Origin of the sequence: Bradyrhizobium genosp. A (assembly GCF_049949275.1) — a bacterium.
In the GTDB taxonomy this organism is placed as follows: domain Bacteria; phylum Pseudomonadota; class Alphaproteobacteria; order Rhizobiales; family Xanthobacteraceae; genus Bradyrhizobium.
Map to the genome: position 1 here is coordinate 2,622,496 of NZ_CP188196.1, position 14,530 is coordinate 2,637,025.

Below are 14,530 nucleotides of genomic sequence, written 5' to 3' on the forward strand. Positions count from 1 at the left end.
GAGGCCGGCGCGTAGCGCCGGGTGAGGGCTCTTTCCTCTTGGGGGTTCTCGCGAGTGGAGACACCCTCTCCCCAACCCTCCGCCGCGAGCGGGGGAGGGAGCGCACCGTGGTCCAGGCGGTGGCTGGGTTTCATCATGTCCTAGCCAAAGGTGTCCGCCGTGATCGTTTGAAACCAGCGCTCGGCCTCGGCTGCCTCGCGGGCGCGCAGCTCGCGCGGTGCATCGACCGGGCTTGTCGCGCCGCCCTCGACCTCGGCAAAGATGTCACCCTTGGGCTGGTAATTGCCGGCGAGCGAGAAGCCGTAGCCAGGCGCGACGGTATTGTAGCAGACGCCGGTCAGCCGCGGCGCCTCCGGCGCGCGTCCGGCGAGCAAATTGACGATGGCGGCAGCGCAGGCCTTGCCCTGCGCGTTCGCGGCCGATGCCGATTTGGGAATGCCGCCGCCGAGGCAGGCGTCGCCGATGACGTGGACGTTTTTGACGAGCTTTGACTCGAAGGTGACGGGGTCGATCGGACACCAGCCAGTCGCATCCGCGGCGCCAGCAATCTCGGCAATGTGCCCGGCGCGCTGCGGCGGGATGACGTTGGCGACATCAGGGGTGTAGTTGCCGAACTCGGTGACGATGGTTTTGGTCGCGGGATCGATGGAGGTGACGCGGCCGCCTTGCGACAGGCCGATGCGCTCGATCATGTCGCCGTAGAGCTCCTTCCATGCCTTCTCGAACAGCCGCTGCTGCGAGAAATTGTCCTTGGCATCGAGGATCAGCACTTTCGAGCGTGGCTTCCTGGTCTTCAAATAATGCGCGATCAGGCTGGCGCGCTCGTAGGGCGCGGGCGGACAGCGCGAGGGATTGGCGGGGATCGCGATGGCGACCGTGCCGCCATCGTCCATCGCCTCCAGCTGCCTGCGCAACAGCAGCGTCTGAGCGCCGGCCTTCCAGGCGTGCGGCATCTTTTCCGATGCCGCGTCGTCGTAGCCGGGCAGGGCTTCGAAGTGGAAGTCGATGCCAGGCGAAAGCACGAGACGATCGAAGGGCAGCGCGACGCCGTCGGCGGTCATGACGCTGCGCTGTTGCAGCTCAATGGTGGTCACGGCCTGGTTGATCACGGTGACGCCTTCGTTGGCGAGCTTGTCATGACCAAACTGCTGCGCCTCGATGTCGCGCAGGCCCGCGATCACCTCGTTGCTGAAGGGGCAGGAGGTGAAGATCGCATTGGGTTCGATCAGGATGACTTGCAAGTCCCCTTGCGCGCGCTTGAGTGCGCGGGCGCAGGCCGCTCCGCCGAAGCCGCCACCGACCACGACGACGCGGCTTGTCGATTGCGCGCGCGAAACCGATGGCCGCGCCAAAGTCGCGGTCGCGGCGGTGATGCCGAGCACGGCAGTTCGCCGTGTCATCGGTCGCGTGGTCATCAGGATCATCCAGGCAAAATGCCGCGGCGGCCGTCATGGCCGCCGCGGCGTTTCTTTAAGCGAAGGTGATGTTCTGGTCGCGCAGCGGCACCGAGCGGATGCGCTTGCCCGTCGCAGCGAAATAGGCGTTGAGAACCGCAGGCGCCGCAACACCGATGGTCGGCTCCCCGACACCGCCCCAGAACCCGCCGCTCGGCACCATCACCGCCTCCACCTTCGGCATCTCGTTGATGCGCATCGAGTTGTAGGTGTCGAAGTTGGTTTGCTCGATGCGGCCGTCCTTGACGGTGCAGCCGCCGTAGAACAGCGCCGAGAGGCCATAGACGAAGGAGCCCGCGATCTGCCGCTCCACCTGCGCCGGATTGACGATGTAGCCGGGATCGGTGGAGGCGACGATGCGATGCACCTTGATCTTGCTGCCGTCGGTCACCGAGATTTCGGCGGCGCCGGCGACATAGCTGCCATAGCCCATCACCTGCGCGATGCCGCGATAGACGCCTTGCGGCGCCGGCGTGGTCCAGCCGATCTTCTCGGCCACGGCATTGAGCACCGCCAGATGCTTGGGGTGATTGCCCATCAGCTTGCGGCGGAATTCGAGCGGGTCCTCGCCTGCGGCATGGGCCAGCTCGTCCATGAAGCATTCCACATAGATCGCATTGTGATTGACGTTCACGCCGCGCCAGAAGCCGGGCGGAACGTGCGGGTTGCGCATGGCATGCTCGATCAACAGGTTTGGCACGGAATAGCCGAACGCGGCCTCGCCGGATTGGGCGACGCCCTGGAATGCCGCAGGATCCATGCCGTTCTGCAGTGCTTCGGGGCGGAGCGAGAACAGGATGGACTGCCCGGACAGGCGGTAGTGCAGCGCGACCAGATTGTTGTTGGCATCGAACGCACCGGTCATCTTGCACTGGGTGATCGGGTGATACCGGCCGTGCGCCATGTCCTCTTCGCGTGACCACAACAGCTTGATCGGCGTGCCCGGCATCTCCTTGGCGATCATGACGGCCTGGCGGACATAGTCGGTCTGGCCGCGCCGGCCGAAGCCGCCACCTAGCATCACCTTGTGCACGTCGCACTTCTCCGCGGGCAGGCCGGAGGCCTCGAGCACCGCCGCGAAGGCTGCCTCGCCATTCTGCGTGCCGCACCAGACCTCGCACTTGTCCGCCGTGTAGATCGCCGTGGCGTTCATCGGCTCCATCGTGGCGTGGTTCTGGTAAGGATAATTGTAGACAGCTTCGACCTTCTTGGCCGCGCCGGCAATCGCCGCTTTGACGTCGCCGTTCTTGTTGCCGACAAAGGCCGGCTGCCCGTCGTCGAGGCCTTCGGCCAGCCATTTCGCGATCGACTCGCTCGAGACTTTTGCGTTGTCGCCCTCGTCCCAGACGATCGGCAGCGCTTCCAGCGCGGTCTTGGCGTGCCACCAGGTGTCGGCAACAACCGCGACCGCGGAATCGCTGACTTTGACGACCTTCTTGACGCCCTTCATGCCGGTGACCTTGGCTTCGTCAAAGCTCTTCACCTTGCCGCCGAACACCGGGCAATCCTTGATCGCAGCGTTCAGCATGCCCGGCAGCATGATGTCGATGCCGTAGACCATCGTGCCGGTGGTCTTGTCGGCGGTGTCGAGCCGCAGCAAGCCCTTGCCGATCAGCTTCCAGTCCTTCGAATCCTTCAACTTGACGTCGGCCGGCGGCGTCAGCTTCGCCGCAGTCTCGGCGACTTTGCCGTAGGTCGTGGTCCTGCCCGACGGCGTATGGGTGATGACGCTGCTCGCGGCTGTGCATTCGGAAGCCGGCACCTTCCATTCGTCGGCGGCGGCCTGGATCAGCATCACGCGCGCAGTGGCGCCGCCCTTGCGGACATAGTCCTGTGAGGAGCGGATGCCGCGGCTGCCGCCGGTCGAGAAATCGCCCCAGACGCGCTTGCGGGCGACGCTCTGGCCGGGGCTCGGATATTCGGTCGTGACCTTCGACCAGTCGCATTCGAGCTCCTCGGCGACGAGCTGGGCAAGGCCGGTGAGCGAGCCCTGGCCCATCTCGGAGCGGGCGATGCGGATCACCACGGTGTCGTCGGGCCGGATCACGACCCAGGCATTGATCTCGGGCGAGCCGTCGGCCGCGCGGACCACAGCAGGGCCGCCGAAGGGCAGGTCGAGGCCGATGGCGAGGCCTGCGCCGACAGCGGCGGTGCCGATGACAAAGGCGCGGCGGTTCATCTTGGGAGAAACATGCTTGTTCATGGGCCGGCTCCTCAGGCGCTTGCGATCGTGTGGATCGCTTCGCGCACCTGCTGGAAGGTGCCGCAGCGGCAGATATTGGTGATGGCCTCGTCGATGTCGGCGTCGGTCGGCTTCGGCTTCTCGTTCAGAAGTGCCGCCACGGCCATGATCATGCCGCTCTGGCAATAGCCGCATTGCGGGACATCCTTGGCGATCCAGGCCTGCTGCACCTTGTGCAGCGTGCCGCCCGAGGCGAGCCCCTCGATCGTGGTGATTGTCTTGCCCTCGGCCTCGGCGACCGAGATCCCGCAGGAGCGGGTGGCGACACCGTCCATGTGAACGGTGCAGGCACCGCATTGTGCAATGCCACAGCCGTATTTGGTACCGGTCAACCCGGCATTTTCGCGGATCGCCCAGAGCAGGGGTGTGTCCGGCTCGACGTCGAGCGTGAGGGTTTTTCCGTTGATTGTTAGGTTTGCCATCGCAAGTCCCCTGATTGGCCCATCCACCGATGGACTCAGGGGCGCAATGTGTCCGGCAAACTGGTACTGTTCAAATCAAGAGTCTGAGGGGCAGCTATCGAAGATTTTCGCGGCTGCGGGAAGATTATGGACCAAACGGTGTTGTGCGCGTTTTGAGAAGGTCATGCCGGCGCTCCGATCGCACCATCTCCCTGAACGCCAATGGTATGGCCTGAGGCGACGGTGAGGCTCAATGGGCGCGCGACAGCTTGTCCCTTTTGACGGGGTGCAAGATCACGCAGCTTTGCTACACTGAGTCAAAGCCAGAGTTCCTCGAGAGTTCCTTGGGAGTTCCATGAACGTGCCGCAGCCCTGCAACGTGCTCATGCTCTATCCGCTGTTCACCGCAGAATCTTTCTGGAGTTTTGGCGAGTCCTGCAAGCTGATGGGTGTCCGGCGTCCTGCCGCTCCCCTCGGCCTGATCACCGTTGCGGCGATGTTGCCGGAAAGCTGGACAGTCCGGCTCATCGACTGCAACACGCAAGCTTTCGGTGACGACGATCTCACCTGGGCCGACGTGGTCTTCACCGGCGGAATGCTACCGCAGCAGGCCGATACGCTGCGGCTGATCGACACGTGCCGTGCGGCAGGCAAGCCGGTGGTGGTCGGCGGGCCCGACCCGACGTCGAGCCCTCACATCTATGCCAGTGCAGACTTTCAGGTGCTCGGGGAGGCCGAGAGCGTCATCGACGAATTCATTGCCGCTTGGGACAGTGGCGCGCGTACCGGCGTGTTCACTGCGCCGAAATTCCAGGCCGACGTCACCAGGACGCCGGTGCCGCGCTTCGACCTGCTCAAGTTCGAGGACTATCTTTATCTCGGCGTGCAGTATTCGCGCGGTTGCCCGTTCACCTGCGAGTTCTGCGACATCATCGAGCTCTACGGCCGCGTGCCGCGGACCAAGACGACCGAGCAGATGTTCGTCGAGCTCGAGCGGCTCTACCAGATGGGCTATCGCGGCCATCTCGACTTCGTCGACGACAATTTCATCGGCAACAAGAAGTCGCTGCGCCAGTTCCTGCCCCGGCTTGCCGAATGGCAGCGCGCGCACGGCTATCCCTTCGAGCTGTCGACTGAGGCCTCGGTCAATCTCGCCGACGATCCTGAATTGCTGGAGCTGATGGGCGCGGCGAATTTCTTCGGTATCTTCGTCGGCATCGAAAGTCCGGATCCCGCAACGCTGGTCGCGATGCGGAAGAAGCAGAACACGCGGCGCAACATCGCCGAGAGCATCCACAAGATCTACGGCGCCGGCATGCTCGTCACGGCCGGCTTCATCGTCGGCTTCGACACCGAGAAGGTTTCGATGGCCGAGGCCATGATCGATTTCATCGAGGAGGCCGCGATTCCCGTCGCCATGGTCGGCCTGCTCTATGCGTTGCCGAACACGCAGCTCACGCGCCGCCTGGCGAAGGAAGGCCGGTTGCACGCGGACCACGATCTGGCATCGACGACGGGCGGCGACCAGTGCACCGGTGGCATCAATTTCGATCCGGTGCGGCCGCTGCGCGACATCCTGTTGGACTACAAGACTGTGCTGGAGCGGGTTTACAGCCCGGCCGCCTATGCGGGCCGGGTCGACAAGTTGATGACGCTGCTCGACCGATCGAGGCAACGTCACGAACTGGCCGAGGGCGACATCCGCTCGCGGATCGGGGCGATGGAGACCGTGCACCGCGTGGTCACCGCAATCCCGGAGGCACGCGGACCGCTGTGGCAGACCTTCATGAACTGCGCCAAGCGCGACACCTCGTCGGCGCGGATCGCCGTGCAGATGATCGCGGCCTATGCCCATCTCGGACCGTTCTCGCGCAAGGTCATCGACGCCATCGACGCGCGCCTGGCTGCGCTGGATGAAGAGGCGGTCATTCCGGCTGCGGCGACGATCGACGTGACGGCGGCCCGGCACCTGGCCTGAGGGCCTTATTTCACCGCCAGCCGTAAAAAGCTCATCACGCTGCCGAGTGCGGCAAAGCCCGCACCCAACGCCAGCGCGACGGTCGCGCCGCTGTGACCGGCGAGCGCAAAGCACGCCGCGGCAAGCGCCGCGCCGGTGGTTTGCCCCGTCAGGCGCGCGGTGGCGACGATGCCCGAGGCGCTGCCGCCGCGGTGCGGCGGCGCGCTTGACATGATCGCCTTCATGTTTGGCGCCTGGAAGAAGCCGAAGCCCATGCCGCAGATCATGATCCGCCAGACGATATCGGGAATGCTTGGGCTCGCCGGAAGCAGCGCGAGCAGCGCCATGCCGAGGCCGAGCAGGATCAGGCCGATGCCGCCCAACAGGCCGACCGGATGGCGATCGGAGAGGCGTCCGGCGATCGGCGCCATGATGCCGACCACCAGCGGCCACGGCGTCATGAAGAAGCCGGTCTCGACCTGCGAGCGGCCGAGCACGTCCTCGAAATAGAACGGCAGCGAGACGAAGGCGAGGCCCTGCACGGCAAAGGAGCAGACCGCGGTCGCTGCCGACAGCGCGAACATCGGCCGGCTGAACAGGTCGATCGGCAGCATCGGCGCGGGATGGTCGGCATGGCGGCGTGTTAGGATGAAGCCGAGCGCGAGCGCCGTGACCAGCTCGATGCCCACGATAACAGGCGACAGATTATGCGCGGCGCTGCCGATGCCGGTGATGAACAGGCCGAGGCAGATCGCGGCGAGAAGCGCGCCGAGGAAATCAAAGCCGTGATCGGCGCGCGGCGTCTTCGGCAGCATCGCGAAGCCGATGCCGGTCGCGACGAGGCCGAACGGGATGTTGACGGCGAACAGCCACGGCCACGGACCGACCGCGAGGATCGCAGACGCAATCGAGGGCCCGAAGGTGAAGGCGGTGGCGACCACCAGCGCGTTGTGGCCGAAGCCGCGGCCCTGCATCCGGCCGGGATAGACGAAGCGCACCAGCGCGGTATTGACGCTCATGATGCCGCTCGCGCCCAGGCCTTGCAGCGTACGCGCGACCAGCAAACTGTCCAGCGACCATGCGACGGCGCAGAACAGCGAGGCGATGGTGAACAGCACGAGGCCGCCGAGATAGATGCGCTGGTGCCCGACGATCTCGCCGAGTGCACCGAGCGGCAGCAGCGTCGCCACCAGCGCGATCTGGTAGACGTTGACCACCCAGACCGACTGCTCCGGGCTGACATGCAGATCCGCGGCAATGGCGGGCAGCGCGATGTTGGCGATCGCGGTGTCGAGCGAGGCCATCGCCAGCGCCGTGAAGATCGCGGCGATCGCCCAGCGGCGCTGCTCGGCCGGCAGGCCATCGGCAACGGAATGATCGGGCTCGCGCGCAGCGGCAGGTAACGTGATTGTCATTGCCTTGCGCGTTCTCCGACAGCGGGTCCAAAAGTCTTTCCGGCATGTACTACGCCGAAGGTCGCTTCCACAGGCACATGCTTGCATGCATTGTATGCGCGAAGGTCAGGCGATGACCCCGGGCGCTGGCCGTATGATCGCGCCGGCAGCCGCTCTCACGGGGGATCACCATGCAAATCGTCGTTCTGCCGGGGGACGGCATCGGACCGGAGATCACGGCCGCGACATCAGGCGTGCTGCGCGCGGCGTCCGAGCGCTTTCAGCTCAATCTGCGGCTGGAGGAGCATGCGGTTGGCCATGCGAGCCTCAAGCAGTTCGGCACGACGGTGCGCCCCGAGCTGCTCGACATTGTCCGCGCCGCCGACGGCCTGGTCCTGGGCCCGACCGCAACCTTCGACTTCAAGGACGAGGCGCATGGCGAGATCAATCCGTCGCGCCACTTCCGCAAGAACCTCGATCTCTACGCCAACATCAGGCCCGCGCGCACCTATGCCGGGCGGCCCGGTCGCCTCGGCGATTTCGATCTCGTCGTGGTCCGCGAGAACACCGAAGGGTTTTACGCCGACCGCAACATGGAGCAGGGCAGTGGCGAGCTGCTGGTCACATCAGATGTCGCGATCTCGCTGCGCCGGATCACGCGGGCGTGCTGCGAGCGCATCGCGCACGCCGCCTGTCGTCTGGCCGTGAAGCGGCGCAAGCATCTCACCATCGTGCACAAGGCCAATGTGCTCAAGATCGGCGACGGCATGTTTCTCGACATCTGCCGCGAGGCGGCGAAGGCGTACTCGGGCCTCGCCGTCGACGACGTCCTGGTCGACGCGATGATGGCGCATGTGGTGCGCAACCCCGATCGGTTCGACGTCATCGTTGCCACCAATATGTTCGGCGACATCCTGTCCGATCTCACCGCGGAGCTCTCCGGCAGCCTTGGCCTCGGCGGCTCGCTCAATGTCGGCGACCGCTACGCCATGGCGCAAGCCGCGCACGGCTCGGCGCCCGACATCGCGGGCCAGGACGTCGCCAACCCGGTCTCGCTGATCCTCTCGACCGCGCTGCTGCTCGGCTGGCACGGCGAGACAAGCGGCGCGGTCCGTTACGAAGAAGCGGCGCGTGCGATCGAAGCGGCGGTGGCAAAAGCGATCGGCGCGGGCAAGGCGACGCGCGACGTCGGCGGCAAGCTCGGAACGATCGCGGCGGGGGCGGCGATCGCGGAGATCCTGCAGGCGGAGTGAGATTTTTTTGTGGGGCTGAGGACAGAACGTCGAAAACAACCCCATGCACAGTAGAAGGCCCTTTGAGAGACAAGGAGTTTTTAAAGGGGGCCGCCGCGATCGTGCAATGCACAGGTCAGGTTGACACGTCGGGCAAAACACCGGCACGATGTCATCATGGCGGCGACCTCAGAAGAGATTTGCCCCGCGTGCTGATGATCGGCGATCTCTGCCTCCATAGGTGGGCAGCTCCACGTGAGCGATGCCGACAATTCGTCTTTCCGCTAACGGACATCCCTCTATCCATGCGTGTCGCGCCAAGACATGCAAACTCTGGCGACGCAGGCGATCCACGCTAGGCGACACGTCGCCAAGGCTTGCCGTCAACGAGATGCCTTTTCTTCGGCCCGCAGAGCCCAAAATCTCGCCATGGGCATCGGCTTGCTCGTTCGGGCGGCTTGCAATATGTATAGACATGTCAGATCGAGGGTTGGCCGGCATGGACGATCGCGTGCTTGTGTTCGATGGAATTGGACAGGACTTTCCGTCGCCGGGGCAGCGCACTCACGTCCGGGTGCTGGACGAGATCAGCTTCGAGGCTGATCGCGGCAGGTTCATCGCGGTGATCGGACCGAGTGGTTGCGGAAAAAGCACTCTGCTCCAGATGGCCGCCGGCCTTCTGCTTCCAACGCGAGGTTCGGTCCATCACCATGGCCGCAGGGTGACGTCGATCAACACGCAGGTCGGCTTCGTGCCGCAACAGGCTCAACTGCTTCCCTGGAAGACCCTCGCGGAGAACGTCGAATTGCCGCTGATTCTGCGCGGCGTTTCCGCGCCTGAGCGGCAGAAACGGGTCGCTGACGCCCTTCAATCGGTTGGTTTGACCGGTTTCGAGCAGCATTTTCCAAGCCAACTCTCAGGCGGCATGCAAAAGCGCGGATCGATTGCGCGGACACTCGTCTATCGTCCCGATGTTATCCTGATGGACGAACCATTCGGCGCTCTCGACGCCCAGACGCGCATGGTGATGCAAAGCGACTTGCAGATTTTGTCGATGGATGCAGGCGCCACCGTCGTATTCGTCACGCATGACATTACCGAAGCCGTGTTGCTCGCAGACAATGTCATCGTGCTCAGCCAGCGGCCATCACGGCTGCTGGCGAATATTGCGATCGACCTTCCGCGACCGCGCAATATGTTCGAACCTTTCAAGAACCCCGGATTCGATGCCGCCTACGACGCCGTCTGGGCCAAGTTCCGCTCTCAGATTCAAACGGGGCAAATGCATTGAACGAGCAGAAGGCGATGAGTGACGTTGCCTATCGGTCTTCGACAGGTGCGAATGGTGGATTGGCTGTGATCGCCTCGAAAGTGCGGCAATGGCTGGTGAAGCTGCTGCCAGGTGCCGTGCTGCTGATCTTTTGGCAGTGGGCGTCGGGGCGCTTGATCAAGGAAATCTACGTCAGCAAGCCGACGGCCGTGGTCGAACGCCTCTACGAGTTGTTTGTCTCCGGAGAAATCTATCCTCACTTGTGGGTCACCGGGCAGGAGCTTGTGCTCGGTTATGTCATCGGCGTCGCGGGAGGTGTCTTCGGTGGTTACGCTCTCGGTCGCTCGCCGCGGCTTGCCCGGATATTCGAACCCTACGTGATGGCTTTCTACGGCATCCCGAAGATCGCGCTCGCACCGTTGTTTATCATCTGGTTCGGCATCGGGATCGGATCGAAGGTTGCACTCGCTTCGATCATGGTCTTTTTCCTGGTTTTCTACAACGTTTTCGCCGGCGTCCGCAGTGTCGACCGCGAACTCGTGAATCTGACGCTGGTGATGGGCGCCAACCAGCGCCAGTTGACCTATCACGTATTCCTGCCTGCCGCGGCGCCGTTCGTCATGCTGGGCATGCGACTGGCGATTCCTTACAGCGTTATCGGCGTGATCGTTGGCGAGTTCACATCATCGATCCAGGGGCTCGGACTTTTCATTCATGAGGCGTCGTCGACTTACGATCCTGCGGGCGTTTTCGCCGGGATCGTGATCCTGCTCGGTTTCGTCACGACAGCAAACATCATCGCCGGTGCGATCGAGCGTCGCCTCCTGCGCTGGCGAACATTGTCGGGTTCAGGCCCGATCGACGCTTAAACCAAGGGGATGTAGCAATGCGGGTCACGATGAACCGGGCGAAGGCCGCCACGATAGCTGCGGTCATGGCGTTGCTGCCCAACCTGGCCGAAGCCCAGCAAGCGGTTCGCATCGGATTGGGAGCTCCGACACTCAGCTTCCTGCCGATCTGGTCCGGGCGTGCGCTGGATACTTTCAAGCCGCTGGGCCTTACCGCCACGGTCGCGGCATTGCCGGGCGGAGATGCGTCCGCACTAGCGGCACTCGACGCTGGCGACATCGACCTCGCCGCCGTCGGCCCGGACTCGATGTTGCGCGCTGTCGCCAAAGGTCAGCCGTTCGAGATCGTCTATTCGTTGATGTCCAAGGTGACGCTCCAGCTTGTCGTCTCGAAGGACTTCCTCGAACGTACCGGTGTGAAGCCGACAGATCCGCTGCCGAAGAAGCTGGCCGCTCTCAAGGGCGCGACCTTCGGCGCGACCGCACTTGCCGGTGCCCAGGAGATTGCGGCGCGCTGGCTCGCCGGGCAGGGCGGTTTGGATCCGAGGAACGACATCAAGGTCGCGCAGATCGGCAGCCCAATTGCCATCCAGGCTGCCCTGGAGGCCAAACGTATCGACGCCTTCGTGCTCTCACCGCCTGAAGGATTTCTCGCGGAGAAAGCTGGAACCGGAGTCGTTCTCGTGTCGATGGGAGACGAATTCCCTCTGCTTGCAAAGCAGCCCTATCTCGTCCTGGTGGCGAAGAAGCCGATCAGCCCGGCAACATCCGAACTCATCCAGAAAACGGTCAAGGCAATGCAGACGGCAAGCACCGCTGTGCTCGAGAAACCCGCAGAGACTGCCGACGCTATCCAGAAGCAGTTCTTCGCCAAGGCCGATCCGCAGGCGATCGCCTCCGCGGTCAAGAGCATGAGCAACGGCGTAGCCGATTTGGGCGGGATGGACGTCGCGGGTGTGACGAATGCGCTGACCTTCAATAAGCAGGTCGGCAACAATTTCGGGAAGGAATTCGACGCCGCGGCAACCAAGGACGAGCTGTGGACCAACAGTTTCGTGGACGCGGCGAAAGCGAAGTAGAACCGGCCGGCGGTCAGCGAGGCTCCGCATAACCGGCGGCGCGCGCCTCGCTGTCCCAACGCAGCATGAGATCATAGGCGGCAAGATCGACGGGCGCGAAGGCGTCGAGGCAGAGCCTGTCGCGCAGCGGGGCGCAGTCGGGCGCTGTGGCAAATCTCGCAAGCGCTGCCTGCAATCTGGCGATCACGTCGTCAGGGCATTCTGCGGCCGCGACCAGGAATGGTATCGGCGCGAGATCGGTGGTCGCGACGACGAGGATCTGAGAAGCCAGTGATGCGTCGTGCCGCATCATCAGATCCAGCGCGTAGCTGTCGAGCGGGCCGACGTCAATTTCGCCTGCAAGAAGCGCCTCGATGACCCGGCGTGGCGTTGTCAGAGGCCCGATACTTTCGCGATAAAGGTTCGCCTCGTGGCGCCGATAGTACGGCAACACGTGGTGGCGTAATGCGTTGTATCCGGAATGCGAGTCCGGAACGGTATAGCCAAGGCGGCCGCCGAACGTGTCTTCGAGAGAACGAAAGCGAGAGTCCGCGCGGACCACAAGCCGTGTCGCATAGACTGGCTTGCCTCCGTAGAGGGCGCCCGTTGGAACCGGCGCCGCGACCGGCCGAGGACGATGGGGCGCAAGCATGAACGGAAATCCGCACATGAAGGCCGCGCCGAGGTCTTTGCGCGCCCACAGATCGGACAGCGGCAACGGGAATGCATGATCGATCGCGTCCAGGGCGACACCGCTCTCGCAAGCCAGCCAGTGAAACAGCTCTTTCCACGCGGCCGTCGCCGCGGGCAATACCGAATACATTCGTGCGTTCGCGACGTACCGCAATGCTGGACGTTCTTCGCTGCCGGTCACGCGAACCGCAAGCGCTGGCCAATGCCAAGCCGCTCAGCCTTTTCCAGCATCGCGTGCCCCAACGCGATGTCGGAGAGCGAAAGCCCCCGGTGCCAAAGAAGGTTGGTCTCTTGATCGCTTTCGCGACCGGGCTTCAATCCGGCAACGATCTGACCGAGCTCGGCATGCAGCGTCCGCTCGGACAGCTTGCCGGCCTCGACGTGGGCGCGGAGGCTGCCGAACTTGCCGCCCTTGCATTGCGCCCAATCGTCGACAACGAGCTTGGTCATGACGTCGGTCAGCGAGAGCTCGATTGCACTCATCGTGCCATAAGGGACCACGAAGGCGCCCTTCTTGATCCAATCTGTCTTGAGCATCGGCGTGGGCTTGTCGAGACGAGACGCCTCGACAACAATATCCGCACCTTCAAGGCATGACTGCCAGTCCTCGGTTGCAACGACCTTCTTTCCGAGATCCCGGGAAAGCCGTTCTGCAAAACCACTACGGCTTTCCTCCCGCCGCGAATGAACCCTGATCTCGTCGAAGTTGAAGAGATGGTCGAGCAACCGCACATTCCAATAGGCCGTGCCTCGCGCACCGATATGGCCGAGTATCTTCGAGTTCTTTCGGGCAAGATATTTGGCGCCAATCGCGGTGACCGCGCCCGTTCGCATGTCCGTGATCCCGCTGGCGTCCATGATCGCTTTTGGCGTTCCGTTGGAGGGATCGAACAGGGCCAGAATTCCCAATTCCGAATGGAGACCGAGTTTATAGTTGTCGACGAAGTCACCGACGACTTTGATACCGGCCCTGTCGATCGGCGCCTTGATCGCCCCGCGCAACACGTTGAAATGACCGTTGGCCACGCCGGGCTCGAGATGTACGCGCGGCTCGATGACCGTGTTGCCACGACCCTGCGCCGCCAGGCTCGTCTCGATCGCCGTCAGGATCTCCTCGTCCGTGATCTTGAGTTCGTCGATATCGAGGCGGTTCAGATAGGCGATGTAGATCGGCGGCATGGCGGAGGCTCTCCGAGAATATGTATAGACATTAAGGGGCTCACCGACGCTGTCAATCCGCCTGACATGCACCTCCCATATCCGATCGGGCTGGCGGACCGGCGTGCTTCGCTGGTCGTAACGGAAGCCGCCGTCGCAACTAGCGGCGGGGTGATCTGTGTTCCCGCCCGATGACAACCTCCTGATCTCGGGGCGAGCTTGGCAAAGGCAAAAAGAAATGAGCGGCGGCGTCCGCCGTCGTCGGGTCTTTTCCGAGATAGCCGGCATTAGCCCGGGTGCATGGCGGCGCGATGCGCTGGGAGCAGCAAGCTGCGAGAGGTGATCTGCATTGCTTTCTTCGCGACCGGTATCCGCTTCGCTCGAAAACCTAGTCGATAATGTTGTGGCCACCCTCCGCCTTCAAGCGGGCGACATTGTCTTTCATCTGCTGCAGTCGTTCAGGCGCGTGGCCTTGCCATTGCGTCACTTCGGCAATCACGCGCAACGGATCGCGGGAGCGATAGGACAGCGTCGGATTGCCGGGAAATTTCTTATCCGTCACGTTCGGATCGTCCATGATCGGCCCGGTCGGCTCCACGACGTAAATTCGCCCTCGCGCGGTGCCTGCGGCCAGTTCGGCGCCCCAGATCGCCGCGTCCAGCGTGGCCGAGAAATAGATCCAGGACAGCGGCTTGATGTCGGTGAAGTTGGATCGATGGCCGACGACAATGAGGTCGCCGGGCTTCAAATCGGCGCGCGTGCCGTGAAAGAACGATTGCGCGAACATCGTTGCAGCAGATGACATCAGACGATCCTGGCGCGC

The 14,530-nt window shown here is 63.5% G+C and carries 12 protein-coding genes; 5 read left to right on the forward strand and 7 right to left on the reverse strand.

Annotated elements, in window-relative coordinates; genetic code table 11:
• Window positions 1–140: 140 nt before the first annotated feature.
• From ACP2YP_RS12195 to ACP2YP_RS12205, 3 genes are read right to left on the reverse strand one after another with little or no spacing between them, the layout of a single operon-like run.
• Window positions 141–1,424: an FCSD flavin-binding domain-containing protein gene (locus tag ACP2YP_RS12195; protein ID WP_426424386.1), complete on the reverse strand. Its 1,284-nt coding sequence runs from the start codon at window positions 1,422–1,424 to the stop codon at window positions 141–143.
• Between the two features lie 46 nt (window positions 1,425–1,470).
• Complete coding sequence (locus tag ACP2YP_RS12200) at window positions 1,471–3,657, reverse strand: molybdopterin cofactor-binding domain-containing protein (protein WP_426424388.1); 2,187 nt, start codon at window positions 3,655–3,657, stop codon at window positions 1,471–1,473.
• Between the two features lie 11 nt (window positions 3,658–3,668).
• Window positions 3,669–4,118, reverse strand: a complete 450-nt coding sequence (locus tag ACP2YP_RS12205) for a (2Fe-2S)-binding protein (protein ID WP_426424389.1) — start codon at window positions 4,116–4,118, stop codon at window positions 3,669–3,671.
• A 334-nt stretch (window positions 4,119–4,452) separates the two neighbouring features.
• Between ACP2YP_RS12205 and ACP2YP_RS12210 the strand changes: the two genes are divergently transcribed.
• Window positions 4,453–6,075: a B12-binding domain-containing radical SAM protein gene (locus ACP2YP_RS12210; RefSeq protein WP_426424390.1), complete on the forward strand. Its 1,623-nt coding sequence runs from the start codon at window positions 4,453–4,455 to the stop codon at window positions 6,073–6,075.
• Between the two features lie 5 nt (window positions 6,076–6,080).
• Here the strand turns inward: ACP2YP_RS12210 and ACP2YP_RS12215 are convergent, their stop codons facing one another.
• Window positions 6,081–7,469: an MFS transporter gene (locus ACP2YP_RS12215; RefSeq protein ID WP_426424392.1), complete on the reverse strand. Its 1,389-nt coding sequence runs from the start codon at window positions 7,467–7,469 to the stop codon at window positions 6,081–6,083.
• 170 nt (window positions 7,470–7,639) lie between these two features.
• Between ACP2YP_RS12215 and ACP2YP_RS12220 the strand changes: the two genes are divergently transcribed.
• The 4 genes from ACP2YP_RS12220 to ACP2YP_RS12235 all read left to right on the forward strand — a co-directional run bounded on the left by ACP2YP_RS12220 (window position 7,640) and on the right by ACP2YP_RS12235 (window position 11,877).
• Entirely contained in the window at window positions 7,640–8,701 is a 1,062-nt protein-coding gene (locus tag ACP2YP_RS12220) for an isocitrate/isopropylmalate dehydrogenase family protein (protein WP_426424393.1), read from the forward strand.
• A gap of 478 nt (window positions 8,702–9,179) precedes the next feature.
• Window positions 9,180–9,971, forward strand: a complete 792-nt coding sequence (locus tag ACP2YP_RS12225; protein WP_426426122.1) for an ABC transporter ATP-binding protein — start codon at window positions 9,180–9,182, stop codon at window positions 9,969–9,971.
• Window positions 9,968–10,819: an ABC transporter permease gene (locus ACP2YP_RS12230; protein ID WP_426424395.1), complete on the forward strand. Its 852-nt coding sequence runs from the start codon at window positions 9,968–9,970 to the stop codon at window positions 10,817–10,819. The genes ACP2YP_RS12225 and ACP2YP_RS12230 overlap by 4 nt, the downstream gene beginning before the upstream one ends.
• A gap of 17 nt (window positions 10,820–10,836) precedes the next feature.
• Window positions 10,837–11,877, forward strand: a complete 1,041-nt coding sequence (locus tag ACP2YP_RS12235; RefSeq protein ID WP_426424396.1) for an ABC transporter substrate-binding protein — start codon at window positions 10,837–10,839, stop codon at window positions 11,875–11,877.
• 13 nt (window positions 11,878–11,890) lie between these two features.
• On the opposite strand, the gene ACP2YP_RS12240 is transcribed toward ACP2YP_RS12235, so the two are convergent.
• The 3 genes from ACP2YP_RS12240 to arr all read right to left on the reverse strand — a co-directional run bounded on the left by ACP2YP_RS12240 (window position 11,891) and on the right by arr (window position 14,512).
• The gene (locus tag ACP2YP_RS12240; RefSeq protein WP_426424397.1) at window positions 11,891–12,730 is read right to left on the reverse strand and encodes a phosphate/phosphite/phosphonate ABC transporter substrate-binding protein; all 840 of its coding nucleotides are present in this window, start codon (window positions 12,728–12,730) and stop codon (window positions 11,891–11,893) included.
• Window positions 12,727–13,728, reverse strand: a complete 1,002-nt coding sequence (locus ACP2YP_RS12245; RefSeq protein ID WP_426424398.1) for an ornithine cyclodeaminase family protein — start codon at window positions 13,726–13,728, stop codon at window positions 12,727–12,729. Before ACP2YP_RS12245 ends, ACP2YP_RS12240 begins: the two co-directional genes overlap by 4 nt.
• 367 nt (window positions 13,729–14,095) lie before the next feature.
• Window positions 14,096–14,512 (reverse strand): NAD(+)--rifampin ADP-ribosyltransferase, encoded by a 417-nt coding sequence (gene arr / locus ACP2YP_RS12250; RefSeq protein ID WP_426424400.1) that lies wholly within the window; start codon window positions 14,510–14,512, stop codon window positions 14,096–14,098.
• Between the last annotated feature and the right edge of the window lie 18 nt (window positions 14,513–14,530).

Bases quoted from the DNA above. Each gene is read 5' to 3' on its own strand.
- ACP2YP_RS12195 (WP_426424386.1), bottom strand. From the start codon at position 1,424: ATGATCCTGATGACCACGCGACCGATGACACGGCGAACTGCCGTGCTC.
- ACP2YP_RS12200 (WP_426424388.1), bottom strand. From the start codon at position 3,657: ATGAACAAGCATGTTTCTCCCAAGATGAACCGCCGCGCCTTTGTCATC.
- ACP2YP_RS12205 (WP_426424389.1), bottom strand. From the start codon at position 4,118: ATGGCAAACCTAACAATCAACGGAAAAACCCTCACGCTCGACGTCGAG.
- ACP2YP_RS12210 (WP_426424390.1), top strand. From the start codon at position 4,453: ATGAACGTGCCGCAGCCCTGCAACGTGCTCATGCTCTATCCGCTGTTC.
- ACP2YP_RS12215 (WP_426424392.1), bottom strand. From the start codon at position 7,469: ATGACAATCACGTTACCTGCCGCTGCGCGCGAGCCCGATCATTCCGTT.
- ACP2YP_RS12220 (WP_426424393.1), top strand. From the start codon at position 7,640: ATGCAAATCGTCGTTCTGCCGGGGGACGGCATCGGACCGGAGATCACG.
- ACP2YP_RS12225 (WP_426426122.1), top strand. From the start codon at position 9,180: ATGGACGATCGCGTGCTTGTGTTCGATGGAATTGGACAGGACTTTCCG.
- ACP2YP_RS12235 (WP_426424396.1), top strand. From the start codon at position 10,837: ATGCGGGTCACGATGAACCGGGCGAAGGCCGCCACGATAGCTGCGGTC.
- ACP2YP_RS12245 (WP_426424398.1), bottom strand. From the start codon at position 13,728: ATGCCGCCGATCTACATCGCCTATCTGAACCGCCTCGATATCGACGAA.
- arr (WP_426424400.1), bottom strand. From the start codon at position 14,512: ATGTCATCTGCTGCAACGATGTTCGCGCAATCGTTCTTTCACGGCACG.